Origin of the sequence: Sphingobacterium sp. UBA6320 (assembly GCF_002440335.1) — a bacterium.
Classification (GTDB): Bacteria; Bacteroidota; Bacteroidia; order Sphingobacteriales; family Sphingobacteriaceae; genus Sphingobacterium.
In genome coordinates, this window is sequence record NZ_DJTA01000033.1 from 59,313 (window position 1) to 78,183 (window position 18,871).

The window sequence follows — 18,871 nt, forward strand, 5'->3', positions numbered from 1 at the left end:
TTAATTTACACAGCAAAATGATGACCCTATTAGGCTATAAATTTAAGCACTATACTTAATTTAGACGATGATCTTTTGGAACTTTGGCACCCATATCTACTTTAGCGGAAAATACCAATATCTGAATTAATACGGCGATAACGATCAGTATCACGATTTCAATGTAAGACATTAACCTACTTGTACTCGTCATGCTTAATACTTCATCTAATTTCACCTTTCCTTCCTCCACTTGGATAGAAGATAAGGTTTCCAAAGTCTGGCGGGCATATTTACTGATTTCAATTGCTTGGGCATGATCGGTGGCATTGACATTTTGTGTTATTTGTTGAATATAGATTTTAAATTTATTAAAATTAATGTTTTCTTTATCTGTCAGCACTGTTTTTTCATAAAGAGTATTCAGTTGATCGATTTTTTTCAATTCCGAATGAACTTCTTTCGGTGAGAAATTAGCTGTAGATAATAAAATTAGCAATTTCTCCATACGATTAGAAAGTTTGTGAATATAATCACCCACTACTAAGCGATCCGAATATAAAGACGTCACCGATTCGTTAATTCTTTTGACCAAGCGTTGTTCTTGAATATTGGTCAACATCACTAAACAAAGGACGGAGAAAAATAACATCGCAACCTTAATTTTATTTTTCACGGTAAAAGTCCACATTGTTCGCATATTTTGTAAAAAAACTGAATAATAGCAATTTAATAAAAATTAAGCTAAAGCAGAAATACGTAGTTTTTAAAGCGAAGAGGACCTGATCGATAAAACAAATCAAAATCCTGAGTTTCGGTACTACTTGAGTAGTTTCGAAGTAAGGATAGACATGAGGCTCAATTTCGCGACTTATTCGACCAATTTGATGGAACGTCTGGAAAAATACCTGCTTCAAATTGTCCTATTTTCTTATTCTTTATGTACGTAATTGCTCAAGGAAGTATTAAACATAAATGCAAATTCGTCTAGCAGATCTGTGTACAGGAGATTTTAACTCTGCAATAAAAACAGGTGAGCAATACGTCTTTCTTCAAATATCATCTTTAAATCATTAAGGACCCGATGATTCTTTATAAGGATTATTATTTCGTAAATTCATCCTGCGAAGCTATTGCGATATCACGATGTAAATAGCTTCATCATGCAAATAAAATGAATCCATGAAAAACACTACACGAAATAGGGGTTTTATCTTTAAGCAATATGACGAGCCGTTTCAAACGCCTTTTGACAAATTATTTGTTATTTTCAAAGAACTGATTACTCATACCTCCGGTGATTTTGGTGAAGCTATTGATTGGTTACGGCAGTTGGACAAAGAATTTAAACTGACCACTCCAGAATATACCATAGACGATTTCATTGCTGATCTAAAGAATAAAGGATATATCAGAGAAAAATTGGAGCAAGATGGCAGTGGTGGGGTAGATATTACCTCTAAGTTGGAAAAAGCATTACGGCAGCATGCATTGGACCAGATTTTTGGAAAAATGCGAAAAGGAAAATCAGGCAATCATAAAACCAATCATCAAGGGCGGAGTGACGAAAATATGGGTGATTTTAGAAGTTATCAATATGGAGACAGCCTGGAGAAAATAGCTTTGACCGAGAGCTTGAAAAATGCCCAGATTAATCATGGTATAGGAGAGTTTGCCTTATCAGAAAATGATCTTGTTGTCGAAGATACGCAGTTCAAGTCACAGATGAGTACGGTGTTGATGATCGATATCAGCCATAGTATGATTTTATATGGGGAAGACCGGATCACACCCGCAAAAAAGGTGGCAATGGCCTTATCAGAGCTTATCTTGACACGGTACCCAAAAGATTCACTGGACATTATTGTCTTTGGTAACGATGCCTGGCCTATAGCGATAAAAGATCTACCATACCTGCAAGTGGGACCTTTTCATACCAATACGGTTGCGGGATTGAAATTAGCGATGGAGATACTCAGACGTAAGCGACATGCAAACAAGCAGATATTTATGATTACCGACGGAAAACCGAGCTGTCTAAACATGCCGGATGGTAGTTATTATAAAAATCCAATGGGTTTGGATCCTTTTATTACCAGTAAGTGTTATAGCATGGCGGCACAAGCACGAAAGCTGGGCATACCCATTACAACCTTTATGATTACATCAGATCCCTATCTACAGCAATTTGTTGACGAATTTACGGCATCAAATCAAGGGAAGGCTTATTATACAGGACTTGGAGATCTCGGAGAAATGATTTTTGAGGATTACGAAGAAAATCGCAGAAAAAGAATACGATAAACAATTACCTGAACGAAAATAGGATATACATTTTGCGCAACATTTGCGCTTTATTAAAAGAACATATGGATTACACGAAGAATACGACATTTGGCGCACTGAAGGCTTCAGGTTACAGACCAAAGACAATAAAAGAAGAACTGCGACAAAATCTGATTACAAAGATAAGCAAAGGCGAATCTGTATTTAATGGAGTATATGGATACGAGGACACGGTTATTCCAGAACTTGAAAGAGCGATACTATCCAAACATAACATTAATTTACTTGGTCTCCGCGGTCAAGCAAAGACACGACTAGCGAGGCTTATGGTTGACCTGTTGGATGAATATGTACCTATGGTACAAGGTTCAGAGATCAATGATGATCCCTTTAGCCCAATATCACGCTATGCAGTTGAACTATTGAAGGAAAAGGGCGATGACACACCAATTGATTGGCTTCACAGAAGTGACCGCTTTGCAGAGAAACTCGCTACACCCGATGTCACGGTAGCGGATTTGATTGGCGATGTAGATCCGATCAAAGCAGCAAATTTGAGATTGAGTTATGCAGACGATCGTGTGATTCATTTTGGCATGATCCCACGAGCCAACCGCTCGATATTTGTTATTAATGAACTGCCCGATCTACAGGCGAGGATCCAGGTAGCACTTTTCAATATATTGCAAGAAGGAGATATTCAGATCCGCGGATTTAAATTGCGCCTTCCGCTGGATGTACAGTTTGTCTTCACCGCAAATCCGGAGGATTACACCAATAGAGGAAGTATCGTGACGCCTCTAAAAGATCGAATAGGATCACAGATATTGACGCATTACCCCGAAACAGTGGAGATAGCGAAGACCATCACCGCCCAAGAAGCTAACTTGGAAGCTGCACAAAAGAAGCAAATATACGTTCCTGAACTTGCTCGCGAATTGATTGAGCAGATTAGTTTTGAAGCACGAAATAGCGAATATGTTGACGAGAAAAGTGGTGTCAGCGCACGTATGAGCATTACCGCATTTCAAAACTTATTAAGCACTGCCGAGTTGCGTATGCTCAAAAACGGAGCAGGAGCTACTGCTGTACGATTGAGTGATTTTATGGGTATTGTGCCTGCTATAACCGGTAAAGTTGAGCTCGTCTATGAAGGAGAGCAAGAGGGAGCTGCTACCGTTGCGGTGCAGTTGATTGAAAGTGCAGTTAAAAGTCTATTTCTTAGCTTATTTCCAAAAATTGAGAAGTTTGAAAAGGAAAACCAACGTTATCCGTATGATGACATTGTTCGCTGGTTCTCAGAATCGGAGGGTATCGAACTGTCCGATGAACTCCATGATGTAGATTATGAGCGCGTATTGGACCAAGTAACACCTATCCGTACTTTAATACAGCAATACCAGCCGCAAACGAAACCCGAAGATTCCTATTTTCTAACCGAATTCATACTTTGGGGACTGACACTACATAACAAATTAAGTAAATATAGAGTAGGCAGTGGTCTGCAGTTTCAAGATAAATTTCAAGAATATCTGAGAAACAATTTATAATAACTTAAGTCTTTGCTTGCTCTGAGCAAATGATTCACTAGCAGTGGAAGTAATTCTGACACTGTTAGTGAGTTTATTTGCTTTACTTCACCGTCATCTTTGTTATCAACTTTCCTTTTATGATCCCTAATTCCTTCTCTTATTCCCCTTTATCTTCTTAGGCATTTTACGAAATTCCTCTTATAGAAATTCATACCAATCCAGTTCAGAATAATACCACTCATTAAAATTAAAAAAGGCGGAAGAGATCATCTCATTTTATTTAAATAAAGGACGGAATATGGGCATTCAACTTAAATTTTCCTGTACTCATTTACTTTATTCCTGCTTCTATTATTCTATATGCGGTTGTCACATGATCTTGCTCTAGTTTTGCTATACCAAAAAATAAAACAGATGAACAGAGAACTAGCCTTTTTAAGAACATTCGCAATAACGTGCGGAATCGGTATGACTTTATTGACCACTTTGGCATTTAAAAAGTATGGAAATCATAAATTTAATGAAATAGACGTCGAGCGTATTAACATTGTAGAGAAAGATGGTTCCATCAAAATGATCATCACAAATGTGGATAAATTTCCGAATGGTCAAGAAAAAATAAACGGAAAATCGACTAATGCAGATCGAAAAAAACGTTCCGGAATGTTGTTTTTTAACGAGGATGGAATAGAGTGTGGAGGCTTTATATACGATGGCAAAAAATCAGAAAATGGGCATAGTTCAGGTTTATCGCTCACTTATGATCAATTTGATGGTGACCAAGTGATGCAATTATTAACGCAAGACTACCAGAAGGGAGATAAAAGGTTTGTGAGTAGTTCTTTGTCATTTAATGATCGACCAGCAAAAGAATCGCAAGCCAAAACGATGGAGATCATGAAAGAATTGGAAGCTCTCCGTAAAAAGGATCCTAAACTGATGCAAGAAAAATATAAATTATATGAAACGGAAGGATTAATTGGTGGTGCCCCCCGCTTAATGCTTGGGAAATCTAGAGAACAAAATAATGGACTATTTCTCTTTGATGATAAAGGTATGCCTAGAGCAATGTTTTATGTTGATAAAAATAATGTAGCAAAGCTAGACTTTTTAGATGAGAAAGGAAATACGATCGATTCGTTTCCGAAAAGAAAAGAATAGTATCATATCCTTTTGCAAATAGTCCTATAGGTTTAAAGGACTATTTTTGTAAATTGATACATCAAATATATCATGAGAGATTTTCTAAGAAAAATAGAGAAAAATAAATATTTTCTAACATTCGTTTTATTATTTGCTTATGCACAGTCCATTCAAACCAGGATCCGGATAAGAGGTGAAATCAATGTTTATATTTTTACACCCGAAGCTGCGATCATGACATGTGTTGCTGCCAGTTTACTATTTTCAATCATCAAGTTTTATATCAGAAACTGGCAGAAATCATCTGTCTTTAGCTTAAGTGAAGTCATTAAAATCTTTAGTGCATCTTTACTGAGTTATGTTTTATTGATAAAAGCACTAGGTTATGTGATTGCCTTATTGTTTGATACTGTACAGCGAAATTTCAATAGCAAGACATTAGCTATTTCTACATTTTCAGATTTTATGGACGGAATAATTTTTGGTAGTTTTTTTCTAGCATATTATTATTATAGTAAAAATAAAAATCATCAACAGGAATTATCCATTTATCATCAGGCACTGCTAGAAAGTAGAATAAGCCAACTTAAGGCGCAGCTTAATCCACATTTTCTGTTTAATAATTTAAATATACTTGATCAGTTTATCGAAGAGGACCAACAAAAAGCATCATCATTTTTGAATGAGTTTGCTGAAATTTATCGCTATGTTTTACATGCCTCAGATAGAAAAATCGTGACCATTCATGAAGAATTAATCTTTGCAGAGCAATATTTCAAATTAATACAGCATAAATATGGCAATGCTTATCAACTGAAAATACAGACAGCATCTGGCGCTGGCTATATCTTACCACTCACATTGCAATTACTCATTGAAAATGCCGTTCAGCATAATATAGGAACAGAGGAAAAACCAGTATTCATCACCATAGAGATCACTACAATATGCTCCGTATCCAATACGTTAATTCCGAAACAAAATATGAAATCAAGATCGGGAAGAGCTTTGAATAACCTGAAAGAACAATATAAATTATTGACCAATAAACCGATTGAGATCCAAAAAAGCGAAAGCAATTTTTCTATTTTTATACCCGTGATATATACACTATAAGATGATAAAAGTACTTATTATTGAAGATGAAATTCCTGCAAGAAAAAAGATAAAAAGATTGCTCGAAGAACTGAGTACACCCAACCAAGTACTAGCAGAAATTGATACAGTAGATACAGCTATTTCCTTCTTAAAAAATAATACTGTGGATTTGATATTTTCGGATATAGAACTGTTGGATGGTAATGCATTTGACATCGACCGGGAGATTCATCTCAATTGTCCAATTATTTTTACTACAGCTTATGATCAGTTCTGGATGGATGCATTTGACACTAACGGTATCGCCTATTTATTAAAACCATTTTCGAAAGAACGCTTTCAAAAAGCTTGGGATAAATTCTTGTTGTTACGAAATACAGAAGATGTGATGATAGAAAGAATTGCAAAGTTAATGGAGCAAAACTTTTCAACAAAGGCATATAAAAAAAGATTTACCATACGTCTTCATCAGGGAATTTATTTTTTAGACACTGAAAAAATCACCTTTTTTGAAGCCTCCGATGGCGTTTTATTTGCTTATGATATCTTAGGTAAAAAACATGTATTGAGTGAGTCGACTTTAAAAGAAATAGAAGAGCAGCTGGAACCTTCAGATTTTTTTAGGATTAACCGAAGCGAACTTATCTGCAAAAAATATGTAGAAAAAATAGAACGCTACAACAAGAATTCATTAGCTGTAAAACTACAAGGACATCAAGAATATCTTAAAACCAGCCAAACTATGACAGCAGCTTTCCGAAGTTGGATAGAAGATTAAGCTGATCCAATCAGTTTAAGATTATTTTCCATTGTTTATTTGATAATATAGGCCTATTCTTTATTATCTTATCTATTTTAAAAACGACAGAAGAATAGCATACTAAAAAGTAGTGTAAAAATGCGTAGGTGCAACATGCTTTTTTTATCTTAAACGCTTTGATTTAAGTTAAGGATACACCATTCAAATAGGAAGAACACCACAGCTATAAATAGAAAAATACTATGATTATAATCGCATTTGAATGGATTGAATCAAAGCCATATTGTTCATCATAATAGATCGCGATCACCTCATTTATCTCGACATCCAATTCATATTATTTTAAAACAAATTAGGAAATGATGATCCTTAAATGCTTTATTCACTAGAACAGGCAGAATTGAATTTAAAACATGTTATTTTTTCAGACATGATAGGTACTGAAAAAATAAAGTATAAACATCCTTGAAGATGATGAGTTAATAGGTTGATTATGAGTTTTTAATAGGTGTTTGTGTAATGGATAGTATGCGATATAGAATCAATTTTTAAGCACAAACTAGTTCGATCAAAATAAAAAAATAAAAAAGACTACCATTTGAGTAGTATTTATTGCAAACATATATTATATTTGTAACCAAATCGTTTATCAATTGGCGTTGGCGACGAAACTACCTAACAAAAACTAAGTTCTAATGAAACAACAACATTTAACATTTGCCTCCATTCATGAAGTTAAAAACATTCGATTACCCATTATTCCACATCGAATGCGCTAGTGCGCTTAAATATTTTCTTCTGTCCTAAATCAACAACAAGAGAAAGTTTTTTCTTGTTGTCCACTATGGAACAAGTGCAACATTTGTACTTGTAAGTATTTACCTATTTAAACAAATCTATCTACATGAAAAAATACAGCGTATTTTTACAGGGCCTACTTTTGCTTTTTTTTCTTAGCAGTGGCAATCTTTTTTCCTATGCTCAAGTAACCACAACACCCAAATTACTTCAAAAAGGTGCCGCCTCCTTAAACTTAGAAAAAGATTATTATTTTCTATCACAGAGCCGTTTTTCAGCAGACATTCCTGCACCAAGTCAATTTTTTAATCGGCAAATAGGCCATAGCCATACACGTTACGACCAGTTGCTTGATTACTTTAGACTCCTTGAGCGAATATCAGATCGTGTCAAAGTTGATACTATTGGTTATACCTGGGAGGGACGACCTTTGATCGTTTTAAAAGTATCTTCTCCAGAAAACATTCGTAATAGTGAACAAATACGAGATCAGCACATCAAAAACGTTAAGCTGGCAAAAGATAATTTAGCAGTTAATAATAAGCAACAAACAGGATTAATATTTTTAGGCTTTAGCGTACACGGTAATGAAACATCGGCTGCCGAAGCTTCTATTTTGACAGCCTATTATTTGGCAGCATCAGAGGATCCGAAAGTTTTAGATCAGCTTTCCAAAGCGATATTCTTTATAGATCCGGTTCGTAATCCAGATGGTTACGATCGTTATGTAAACTGGGTCAATGCCAATACATCATTTCCGCCCAATGGTAACCCCTTGGATCGAGAACATAATGAAGTATGGCCTGGTGGGCGAACAAATCACTATTGGTTTGATCTCAATCGTGATTGGATCAATCAAGTGCATCCAGAGAGTAAGGCGCGTGTACATTATTTTCAACATTGGTTACCTCATTTTCAAGGTGATTTCCACGAAATGGGTGCATCTTCCTCTTTCTTTTTTGAACCTACAAAATCAGATGCCCAAGAGTCACCTCTTGTACCCAAATCAACTTACGCGCTTAATTACAAATTTGCAAACTACTATGCACAGACACTGGATGAAATAGGTTCATTTTATTTCACCAAAGAACAGTTTGATAATATCAATCCCACATATGGATCCACTTATCCCGATCATGTCGGAAGCCTAGGAATCTTATTTGAGCAAGCAAGTCCACGTGGACTCTTTCAGGTAACAAATAATGGTGATTTAACGTATCCTTTTGCTATTCGCAACCACTTTAGAATAGCCTTGGCAAGTATTAATGCCGCAATAGACCATCGCGTTGAGCTTCAAGAAAATCAATTAAACTTCTTCCGATCAGCGTTTGAATTAGCCTCAAAAGACCCGATCAAAGCCTACATCGTAGATCTGAAATACAACAATCGTACAGGAAATCATTTCAAAGAGTTGCTAACGCAACATCAAATCCAATTTATTGATAATAAAAGAGACATAAAGGTGGATGGAAAAGATTTCGAAAAAGGATCTTCTATTCTTATTCCTACTGCTCAGGCAAACTACCGTCTCGTCAAGGTTATATTCGATGAAACCAAAGTGTATGTGGACAGTGTTTTCTATGATGGTTCTGGTAACTCTATTGCTTATCTCTATGGTTTCCCTTATGCAGGAGTAAAACAAGAACTAGACAAAAAAGAGACTGATCATACTGTTGACCCAACCATATCTGCATCCACATTGATAAAGAGTAATTATGCTTACCTCGTTGATTGGCGACAAGACGGAGCACCTTGGTTGTTATCTCAATTGTTGCAACAGAATATCCTCGTAAAATCTTCCACTAGTCCATTTGAGGTCGTTAATCAAGGTCAAGCACTTACTTTTGATTATGGTAGTTTATTGATTCCAGTCAATGGTCAGACGATTTCTGCTGATGAATTATTTACGTTGCTACAAGATCTAAACAAAAGAGGGAATCTGAATATTACAGCATCTTCAACGGGCTATAGTGCAAAAGGAATTGATTTTGGAAGTAGCGCATTTAAAGCTCTGCGATCCCAAAACACATTGCTTTTAACTGGAAATGGTATAAGTGCCTACGAAGCAGGTGAAGTATGGTATGCATTTGAGCGCCAATTAGAACAACCCATCTTGCGGCTGAATATCGAACAGTTTAATCGTGTGAATTTAGAAGAATATCAAGTACTCGTATTGGTCAGTGGGGAGTATTCTGCATTACATATTTCGGCAGTAGAGCGCATTCAGAATTGGGTGAGAAATGGAGGGACTTTAATTGCATTAGGGCGTGCAGGACAGTGGCTTGCCAATCAGAAAATTGCAAACTTCAAATTCCTCGATGAACGTGTTGGAGATAAAGATAGTAAACTCAAAAAAGCGAAAGAGCGCTTTGAATATGCTTCCGCACAGTCAAGAGAAGGAACGAAACGTATAGGTGGTACCTATTTTAATACAGAAATCGATCGTACACATCCTATCGGTTATGGTTATACGCAAAAATATAAAGCTGTTTATAGAAGTCATAACATTTTTATAGAATTAGGTGATCAGCCTTACAATAATGTTTCTGTCTATAGTAAATCACCCTTATTAAATGGATATGCTTCGATTGACAATCAAAAGAAACTTGAAGGGACAGCTAGTATTATTGTAGAAAATAGTGGAAATGGACGTATTGTATACTTCGTTGATGATCCGTTGTTCAGAGGTATTTCTTTTGGCAACGCGCGAAGTTTCTTTAATGCAGTGCTCCTCGGACAGATGCTTCAATCAGGAGTAAGAAGATAATAAAACAACTTATAAATAAATAAAAACATGAAAAACAAACACACATTACTTGTCGTGTTGATGCTACTTCTTGTAGAACAGGCATCGGCACAAAAAATAACATCATTGCGTTTAACAGGAAAAGTAAATAGCCTTAAAGAAGGTAAAATATATATTCAGCGATACGACAATAAACTCTTTAAGACAATTGATTCAACTCTGATAAAAAATGGAAGATTTAGTTTCACAACAAAAGTTGAACTTCCAGAACTATACGCATTGAAGTTTAATGAAGAAAGCTATCCTATACAGCTTTTCTTAGAGGATACTCCGATAGAAGTTATTATTCAATCTGCAGAGAAAGGTGATCGTGCCGTAATCAAAGGATCGAGAGCACAAGCTTATTTTGAAAAATCAAGTAAAGAACAGCGTGGACTTACAGCAAAACAATTTATTGAGGCCGATCCAAAATCAATCGTTGCAGCATATGCTCTGTTTCGCAATTATTCTTACAATTTATCCCCCGATGAGATCGAGGAGCATATTAATTTATTGGATGTTTCTTTACAGCAAACGCAATATGTTCGCATCTTAAAAGATTTAATTGTAAAGCAACGTGCGGTTCTACCTGGTAATAAAGCATTAGATTTTGTTTCTACTGATTCGGAAGGAAACAAAGTTCGCTTTAGTGAGCATTTAGGTAAGGGATATGTCTTTTTAGATTTCTGGGCTGCTTGGTGTGGACCTTGTCGCCGAGAGAACCCCAATATAGTCGCCGCATTTCAAAAGTATAAAGATAAAGGATTTCAAATATTTGGGGTTTCACTTGATAAGAAAAAAGAAGACTGGCTGAAAGCGATCAAAGATGATGGTCTGAATTGGACACAGGTATCTGATCTTGCATATTGGGACAGTGAAGCTACAGCATTGTACGGAGTGCGCTTTATTCCAAGCAATTTTCTTATTGATGAAAATGGTGTTATCGTGGCCCGAAACATTCGAGGAGAAGCTTTACAGCAAAAATTGAAGGAATTATATGGAGAGTAATGTATTGATTAAAAAATATTAAAAATAATGAGAAAATCAACCCTATTTCATTTGCTTCTTTTGTTATCTGGGAGCGGCGCTATTGTACCGACCTATGCACAGGAACAAACAAAATCAATCATAAATGCTGTTCTCAGTGGAGTAGTAGAAGATGCTACCACTGGAAAACCACTTTCTGGAGCGACTCTAAGTTTAAAGGATGTAACGCATCAAGTGACCACAGATAGGTTGGGGAAATTTCAATTTGTAACCGGACAAAAGTTACCCTTTACTGTTACGATTTCTTTTGTTGGATATACAAGTAAGACTTTGGTTATAGATCATTCTCCTGTGATCATTAAACTTGAGCCCATTGAAAATACGCTTGAAGAAACGGTAGTTGTTGGTTATACGACCACTAAAAGATCAAGTTATACCGGTTCCGTAGCGACAGTAAGCGGTAAAGAATTGGACAATCTGCAGATTACAACAATCGGAAAAGCACTACAAGGTACCGTGCCCGGACTACAATCTATCGCCGCTTCCGGACAACCTGGTAGTGATGCAGAATTGTTTGTTCGTGGAGTCGGTTCGGTGAATGCCTCAACAGCACCGTTATATGTAGTAGACGGTATTCCAGGAGCTAATCCTAATAGCCTTAATCCTAAAGATATTGTATCCATTTCTGTCTTAAAAGATGCAACAGCAAGTGCACTTTACGGATCAAGGGGCGCCAATGGCGTTATTGTAATTACAACCAAATCAGGAGAATTAAACAGCAGAACAGCAGTCAATTTTTCTGCAAATTATGGCTTTACCGGTAGAGCAGTAAAAGATTACGAATACCTCTCACAACAGGAATATTATGAATTGCAATGGGAAGCAATCCGTAATACGCAACTTGATCAAGGAAAATCGGCTACAGATGCAGCACAATATGCCACAGATTATCTAATAGACGGTGCACTTAAAGTCAATATTTTTGGCCCATCTTTTCCAAAACCTGTCGGTCTTGATGGGAAGCTTCTCTCAGGAGCTACACCACTTTGGAATGACAACTGGGGAAAGGCGATTGCTCGTCAGGGCATAAGGCAGCAATACGATCTTAATCTGAGTGGTGGAGGGACAAGTACACGTTATTATCTATCAGCTGGCTACTTAAATGAGCAGGGCTGGATTCGTACGGCAGATTTCAAACGGTACAATTTTCGTACAAATATACAGTCAAAAGTGAATAGCTGGTTTGAAGTCGGTGGAAATGTAGCCTTGTCTTCCGGATTTCAGCGTGCGCCGACTCAGAGTGATAGCAATACAGGCAACTTTGCCAATTTCCAACGCTTAGTATCAGATTTATATCCAGTTTATCAACGCAATGCTGATGGCACTTATATTCTGGACGAGCAAGGTAATAAAATTTGGGATTACGGATTATGGCGTCCCACAACAGCAGCCAGCGGATCAAATATTTTAGGGAGTGCCGAAAATGCTATTTCTGGAAGCAACAATGAGTCTGTTTTGTTAGGAACAAATCTAAAATTAGCATTCACGGATTATTTATTTCTAAAGACCACAGCCAATGTCGACTATAGAAACAGTAGTTCACATTCCTATTCGCACTCCTATTATAGTACTGGAGTTTTAACAGAGGGGGCTGGTTCGGCGAGCCGCAGTTCAAGTCGTACGTTAAACTATACGATCAATAGTTTTCTAAACTATGTGGCCACTTTCGGTAATAAACATCATCTTAGCGCATTGGTAGGGCCAGAAGTGTATGTGGAAGGTGCATCTTCTTTGTCTGGCAGCCGTACGGGTTTTCAGGTTTTGGGTAAGACAGAACCATCGGCCGGAACACTAAGTGGGGTTTTTAACGGAACCTCTTCCGATTATAAATTGGCGAGTTGGTTGGGACAAGTAAACTATGATTACCTTGATCGCTACCACTTTTCCAGCAGTTACCGTCGAGATGGATCATCAAGATTCAGCAAACAATCACGTTGGGGCAATTTTTGGTCGGTAGGAGCAGCCTGGAATATTAAAAAAGAGACCTTCTTGAAAGAAGTGTCCAGCATCAATAATCTTAATTTGCGCGCCAGTTATGGTGCCCAGGGAAATGATCGTGTTGGCAATTATGCTTATGGCGGATTTTATTCCATCTACAATAGTTTGGACAATCTCGGACTGTTACCATCCGATCTACCTACACCAGATCTAAAATGGGAGACTAACCTTAATCTCAATATTGGAGCAGATATAGCCCTGTTTAATAATCGACTGATTGCACAGATTGATGTCTATGACAGGCAATCAAAAGATCTACTTTTTCAAAAGCCACTTTCACCATCTACTGGATACAGTGGTATCGATGCTAATATTGGTTCACTCCGTAATCGAGGAATAGATGGGCAGATTACAGGTGTGCCTATTCGTAATACAGACTTTAGATGGTCAATCACAGCAAACTTTGGTCATTATAAAAATAAAATTACCAAGTTACCACAGAAGGAAATTCTAACGGGTTCCATTGGACAGTATGGCAATACGAAGAAAATGATTGAAGGAGGTTCCATCTATGATTTTTACATTAAAGAATGGGCAGGCGTAGACCCAGAAAGCGGTAAAGCAAGCTGGTATAAAGATGTTAAAGATGCAGAGGGAAATGTGACTGGTCGTACATCAACTACAAATCAAAATGAAGCTTCCTTCTATTTTGAAGGGAGCTCGTTGCCAGATCTTTATGGAGGCATTAGCAATAGTTTTACTTACAAAGGTATTGATTTCTCTTTTTTGCTATCCTACAGTCTCGGTGGTAAAATTTTTGATGGCGATCAACCGATGATTATGCATGTTGGTTCTGCTCCTGGACGTAGCTGGTCTAAAGAAGCCCTAAATCGATGGACGCCAGAAAATACGGACACCGATTTTCCTAGATTATCGTATGTAACAGACTCGTGGAACAGTATACCATCGACCCGATTCCTGCGTAGTGCAAGTTATGGAAGATTGAAAAATTTAAGTTTGAGTTATACTATTCCACGTACGCTTGTATCAAAATGGTCACTTTCGGATGTCCGCATAAGATTTGTAGGAGAAAACTTGTTGACTTTCTATGGAACAAAGGGGTTAGATCCAGAACAAACGGTGAGTGGTGTTACCTATTATCGTTATCCTGCACAAAAATCATATGCGCTAGTTCTCAATGTTTCCTTCTAATCTATAAAATCTGATTTATCATGAAATTAAAATTTAAATATATCACGATCATATTACCCATATTGGTACTTTCATCTTGTAGCGAGAGCTTTTTTGATACAGCGCCTGCGACGCAGATTACCACACCAGAGGTATTTTCCTCCGAAAATAATATTGATGCCTTTATAAACGGATCTATTCGTTTTTTAATGGAGAATAGTACTTCGCAGGATAATCCCGGCCTTCCGACTATATTTTTAACGCATGAAGTGATGGGAGAGGATGCCATTGCACGCGATGGTCGCTATGGTTTTAGAGATTCTTATCCGTACAAAGATCCATTTGATCATACTACTCGTCGAGCCCTATTCTTTTGGACTTTACAGTATAAATCAATCGATCACGCTAACAATCTGATTGCTAATCTGAACATTGATGACAGCAGCAAAGAAAGTTTAAAGCATCTCAAGGGACAGGCTTACGCCTTGAGAGGTTTAAACTATCTTAATCTTGTTCGTCAATATCAGTTTACCTATGCCAAAGATCCTAATGCTAAAGCAATTCCGATTTATACGGATCCCACAACACCAACCACAGTACCAAAACCTCTTGCTACGGTAAAACAGGTATATGATCAAATTATATCCGATTTGAAAGAGGCAGAAAAGCTGCTGGCCGGTTTTAAACGTAAGGTCAAGAATAGGTTTGATCTTAATGTTGTCTATGGACTTTTAGCAAGGACCTATTTAACACAGGAAAACTGGGAGCAAGCACGTGATTATGCTGCAAAAGCGCGTGTGGGTTATCCTATTATGACAGCAGATCAATATAAAGAAGGATTTAATGACGTTAGTAATACAGAGTGGATATGGGGGCATCCACAGACAGCAACACAAAATCTGGGCGGAGCTTCTTTTTTAGCCTATATCGAAACTACTCCTTATGCCACGGATGCTAAAGGGGTCAATTTATACTTTGGTTATAACAGTATCATTCCCGATCCCAACTTTATCGGCTTATTTACTGAGGGAGATGTCCGAAAATCGTTATTTGATATTGCGAAGCAGCCCGCCGAAGCAATTTATAGATCATATCGATACCGTAAATTTAAAAATAAGCACCCTAACCGCGATGGACATATTGTCTTAATGCGGTCTTCTGAACAATTACTTATTGAAGCAGAGAGTAGAGCTCGATTAGATGATGTAAAAGGGGCAATTGATCTCTTGAATGAATTAAGGGCAAAACGTGCCTTAAAAAATCTTGATGTTGCCAACTTTGATAAATCGAAAACTGTCCAAGAGGTCTTATTGGAAAGACGGAAAGAATTATGGGGAGAAGGTTTCCGATTATATGATATCTTGAGAACGCAGACTGCACCAGTACGGCGTGAAACAAATCAAACTTTTGTTGATGATGCCGGCAAAACAGTATCTGTAATGGGACATTACATTCTTAAATTTCCTGATGGAACAAGTCTGGCTCCCAATAGCAAGTATTTTTTATTTCCAATACCATTGAATGAATTAAATAACAACCCCAATCTATAAAACTAATTTGTTGTTTTCCTCTGGGTAGGAAAGTAGTAAATTCTATTTCTATCGTAATAAAAATAAAGCTAATCTAACCATTAGCTTTATTTTTTTATCAGTATTATATGCCAATTTTCATATCAGATTTGATGAAAGTTTGTTGTTCTTTGTTGACATTAATCCTAGTTATTTCAACTCAATAATTTTATGGTTATTATTACTTTGTTTGATATCTTGTTCAATAGCAATAGTTAGATTTGAAAATACTGTTAGTACAACCAATACAATTAGGGCTAAAGGAAATATGATACCAATAACGATAGCCCATAGAAGTGAAATCTGCAAGTATACTTTCCCATCACTAGCGGAAACTTTAAGTTTAGAAGATTGTAGCCAGTCCAATGCTTTTTTAAAACCATTGGAGATTGTTTTGCTATTGATGTCGAAGATTGTTTTAGTTTTCATGATAAATATGTTTATGTGTTTGTTTATGATTCAAAAATAACTCGATTTAGTTTTGGAACTAATTGCTAATAGGCGGATGAGGATAGAAAGTCGGTAAACCAGTACTATATTACGGTTAGTCAGATTATTTCTGTAGCTCTGGATTAAAAAAAATAATAACTTTATAGAAATATAAGACCAAAATGATAAATATAGATTTCTCAACTTTTCCTAATTTGGAAACAGAAAGACTTAAACTGAGACGTGCCGATTTAGAAGATGTCAATGAACTATATGCACTCCGATCTGATACAGAAATAATGAAATATATTCCTCGTCCTGTAGCTACAACTCTAGACGAAATATCAGAATTTATTAAACTAACTGATGAAAAAATTAACAATAGTGAGCTGATCAATTGGGTTATTACCATACAAGATAATCCCAAAATGATCGGTACAATAGGTTATTATTATATTAAACCTGAGCATTACCGAGCAGAGATAGGTTATATGTTACTTCCCGAATTTCAAGGACGAGGTTATATCACAGAAGCAATAGCAAAAGTAGTTAACTATGGTTTTACGGAGATGAAACTGCACTCCATTGAAGCAATCATAGACCCACAAAACTTTGCATCCGCTAAGGTATTAGAGAAATGCAATTTCAATAAGGAAGGACATTTAAAGGAAAGTGAGTTTTATAATGGAAAATTTCTCGATACCGTTATTTATTCAAAATTAAATGAATCTGTACAGTAAAAATAATTTAAAATCGGTAGGAGCATACACATGACTACAAAAATCAAAAGAAGATAGTGTACAGCCATTTCATATCCGTTCCCTATATTCTTTTGGAGTAGTACCCAATAGTTTTTTTACATATCGTTGTATCCATTCCGAAGCCGCAATTCGGGTATTAACTTTGCAAATATAATTGAGATATAACGCAAACTTCTCGTTCAGTCTAACCATTTTCCGGTACTAACTGCGGTGACCAATACTAAAAGAATCGAGATTAACGTCATCTTACATTACTCTATCTGAATTGAATAGGCGAAAAATTCTTTTCGCCTATTCAGTTTGAATATGCTATACAGCAAAGGGCATTTGTTTGATCAACGTTTCGATACATGTCAATGTATTGGTGTCTGGGGTATAGGAAGCCGGCTCTAACGCGTATTTTAATGATCTTTTTTGCCTCTATTTTGAGCTTTAGTTAAAGTTGGAATATAAACCAAATAGTCGTAACCTTTTATAATTCTTTCCAGCGTCAAATCCTCCACTTTAAGCTTCTTTTTAGAAATTGCTTGTTTCAAAGGCTTTAAATCAAAAGCATACCAATTGTCATCTTTTACCACGGTTAGGAAAGCTTTATATTGTTCTAGATCAGCCAATGTTTCACCCTCTTCCTTTCCGGTAATCATAATGTGTAATGACTTCCTGTAGTTTGCCTCTTCAATATTGGCCACGAGGTTTCCAAGATCGAAAATTTCCATTAAACTTTCTCCTTTAGGCATGTGATTAGCACCATATTTGAAAAGATTCTTTTTGTTTTTCCATTCGGGGAGTTTTTCAATCACCAAGTGTTTTATGTATTGAATTCTTAACCCATGAATTCGATTTAAATACAGTTCTTTGCTTAATTTGAGTGCTTCAAGCTGCTCTTTCTCGTTAGCTGAAAAATTGAGCGTGCTCAATGCGCTCATTTTTGCTACAAAATCGTCAGAGAACAAATAGAATGTGCTGTTGTTTTTTGTATCATAAGCAGCAGAATTAGCGATCATCTGCTTATAAATTTCTTTTGCCTTGGTATTTTTGGATTGTTTAATCAATTCCGTAAAGAGTAGCTGGTCTGAAAATAGACTGATTTGCTCAGCTCCATAGATGTTGATGTTCTGATCAACAATATTTTTGAATAAATCGAACTCAGTTTCTCCTTTTAAAAAAGATAAAGCTGAACCTGATTCATCACGGAATTTATCCAATTCTGCAGGAGATAAGGATTTAATTTTTTTTGTTATGGTGTTGGTGGTATAGGGATCAATTTCCAAAATATAGTTGTCGAACTTTATATTATTGATAATCGCATTTGTAAAGTAAGGAACTTCATTGGTAAAATGTGACTCGCCCAATAATACAGAATTGTTTTTGATGATTTCATCTTGAAGGGTATCCCATCCCTTGCCTTCGAAAGTATTGTTCTTGTTTTTTTTAAATGTAGAGTAGTTTTTTTGAATTATACTATCCATTAATGTGGTTTGAGAATAACTGAAATTTGCAATTAATAAGGTTAAAATTAGGAGGTTGGTTTTCTTCATTTCTTTTTTTTAGAAAGA

General features: G+C 36.4%; 13 protein-coding genes. 10 read left to right on the forward strand and 3 right to left on the reverse strand.

Annotated elements, in window-relative coordinates:
* Positions 1 to 55: 55 nt before the first annotated feature.
* Positions 56 to 679: an MCP four helix bundle domain-containing protein gene (locus B3P23_RS21045; RefSeq protein ID WP_293929357.1), complete on the reverse strand. Its 624-nt coding sequence runs from the start codon at positions 677 to 679 to the stop codon at positions 56 to 58.
* Between the two features lie 482 nt (positions 680 to 1,161).
* On the opposite strand from B3P23_RS21045, the gene B3P23_RS21050 reads away from it, so the two are divergent.
* The 9 genes from B3P23_RS21050 to B3P23_RS21090 all read left to right on the forward strand — a co-directional run bounded on the left by B3P23_RS21050 (position 1,162) and on the right by B3P23_RS21090 (position 16,107).
* The gene (locus B3P23_RS21050; protein ID WP_293929359.1) at positions 1,162 to 2,283 is read left to right on the forward strand and encodes a vWA domain-containing protein; all 1,122 of its coding nucleotides are present in this window, start codon (positions 1,162 to 1,164) and stop codon (positions 2,281 to 2,283) included.
* A gap of 65 nt (positions 2,284 to 2,348) precedes the next feature.
* A complete protein-coding gene (locus tag B3P23_RS21055) occupies positions 2,349 to 3,815 on the forward strand; it encodes a sigma 54-interacting transcriptional regulator (protein ID WP_293929361.1) in 1,467 nt (488 codons plus the stop codon).
* 396 nt (positions 3,816 to 4,211) lie between these two features.
* A complete protein-coding gene (locus B3P23_RS21060; RefSeq protein WP_293929363.1) occupies positions 4,212 to 4,958 on the forward strand; it encodes a hypothetical protein in 747 nt (248 codons plus the stop codon).
* A gap of 72 nt (positions 4,959 to 5,030) precedes the next feature.
* A complete protein-coding gene (locus B3P23_RS21065) occupies positions 5,031 to 6,056 on the forward strand; it encodes a sensor histidine kinase (protein ID WP_293929365.1) in 1,026 nt (341 codons plus the stop codon).
* Position 6,057: 1 nt separating this feature from the next.
* Positions 6,058 to 6,816 (forward strand): LytR/AlgR family response regulator transcription factor, encoded by a 759-nt coding sequence (locus tag B3P23_RS21070; protein ID WP_293929367.1) that lies wholly within the window; start codon positions 6,058 to 6,060, stop codon positions 6,814 to 6,816.
* A gap of 886 nt (positions 6,817 to 7,702) precedes the next feature.
* Positions 7,703 to 10,363, forward strand: a complete 2,661-nt coding sequence (locus B3P23_RS21075; protein ID WP_293929369.1) for a M14 family zinc carboxypeptidase — start codon at positions 7,703 to 7,705, stop codon at positions 10,361 to 10,363.
* 27 nt (positions 10,364 to 10,390) lie between these two features.
* Positions 10,391 to 11,389 carry a TlpA disulfide reductase family protein gene (locus B3P23_RS21080; RefSeq protein WP_293929371.1) on the forward strand — a complete coding sequence of 333 codons (999 nt, stop codon included), beginning with the start codon at positions 10,391 to 10,393 and terminating at the stop codon, positions 11,387 to 11,389.
* A gap of 27 nt (positions 11,390 to 11,416) precedes the next feature.
* Complete coding sequence (locus tag B3P23_RS21085) at positions 11,417 to 14,578, forward strand: SusC/RagA family TonB-linked outer membrane protein (RefSeq protein ID WP_293929373.1); 3,162 nt, start codon at positions 11,417 to 11,419, stop codon at positions 14,576 to 14,578.
* A gap of 20 nt (positions 14,579 to 14,598) precedes the next feature.
* Complete coding sequence (locus tag B3P23_RS21090; RefSeq protein ID WP_293929375.1) at positions 14,599 to 16,107, forward strand: RagB/SusD family nutrient uptake outer membrane protein; 1,509 nt, start codon at positions 14,599 to 14,601, stop codon at positions 16,105 to 16,107.
* Between the two features lie 168 nt (positions 16,108 to 16,275).
* Here B3P23_RS21090 and B3P23_RS21095 read toward each other — a convergent pair whose 3' ends face one another.
* A complete protein-coding gene (locus tag B3P23_RS21095) occupies positions 16,276 to 16,554 on the reverse strand; it encodes a DUF4342 domain-containing protein (RefSeq protein WP_293929377.1) in 279 nt (92 codons plus the stop codon).
* Between the two features lie 182 nt (positions 16,555 to 16,736).
* On the opposite strand from B3P23_RS21095, the gene B3P23_RS21100 reads away from it, so the two are divergent.
* The gene (locus B3P23_RS21100) at positions 16,737 to 17,294 is read left to right on the forward strand and encodes a GNAT family N-acetyltransferase (protein WP_293929379.1); all 558 of its coding nucleotides are present in this window, start codon (positions 16,737 to 16,739) and stop codon (positions 17,292 to 17,294) included.
* A gap of 422 nt (positions 17,295 to 17,716) precedes the next feature.
* Here the strand turns inward: B3P23_RS21100 and B3P23_RS21105 are convergent, their stop codons facing one another.
* Positions 17,717 to 18,853, reverse strand: coding sequence for a hypothetical protein (locus tag B3P23_RS21105; RefSeq protein WP_293929381.1), 1,137 nt, complete (start codon positions 18,851 to 18,853; stop codon positions 17,717 to 17,719).
* Between the last annotated feature and the right edge of the window lie 18 nt (positions 18,854 to 18,871).

Coding starts and splice junctions, on each gene's coding strand:
- B3P23_RS21045 (WP_293929357.1), bottom strand. CDS start 679: ATGCGAACAATGTGGACTTTTACCGTGAAAAATAAAATTAAGGTTGCG.
- B3P23_RS21050 (WP_293929359.1), top strand. CDS start 1,162: ATGAAAAACACTACACGAAATAGGGGTTTTATCTTTAAGCAATATGAC.
- B3P23_RS21055 (WP_293929361.1), top strand. CDS start 2,349: ATGGATTACACGAAGAATACGACATTTGGCGCACTGAAGGCTTCAGGT.
- B3P23_RS21060 (WP_293929363.1), top strand. CDS start 4,212: ATGAACAGAGAACTAGCCTTTTTAAGAACATTCGCAATAACGTGCGGA.
- B3P23_RS21065 (WP_293929365.1), top strand. CDS start 5,031: ATGAGAGATTTTCTAAGAAAAATAGAGAAAAATAAATATTTTCTAACA.
- B3P23_RS21070 (WP_293929367.1), top strand. CDS start 6,058: ATGATAAAAGTACTTATTATTGAAGATGAAATTCCTGCAAGAAAAAAG.
- B3P23_RS21075 (WP_293929369.1), top strand. CDS start 7,703: ATGAAAAAATACAGCGTATTTTTACAGGGCCTACTTTTGCTTTTTTTT.
- B3P23_RS21080 (WP_293929371.1), top strand. CDS start 10,391: ATGAAAAACAAACACACATTACTTGTCGTGTTGATGCTACTTCTTGTA.
- B3P23_RS21085 (WP_293929373.1), top strand. CDS start 11,417: ATGAGAAAATCAACCCTATTTCATTTGCTTCTTTTGTTATCTGGGAGC.
- B3P23_RS21090 (WP_293929375.1), top strand. CDS start 14,599: ATGAAATTAAAATTTAAATATATCACGATCATATTACCCATATTGGTA.
- B3P23_RS21095 (WP_293929377.1), bottom strand. CDS start 16,554: ATGAAAACTAAAACAATCTTCGACATCAATAGCAAAACAATCTCCAAT.
- B3P23_RS21100 (WP_293929379.1), top strand. CDS start 16,737: ATGATAAATATAGATTTCTCAACTTTTCCTAATTTGGAAACAGAAAGA.
- B3P23_RS21105 (WP_293929381.1), bottom strand. CDS start 18,853: ATGAAGAAAACCAACCTCCTAATTTTAACCTTATTAATTGCAAATTTC.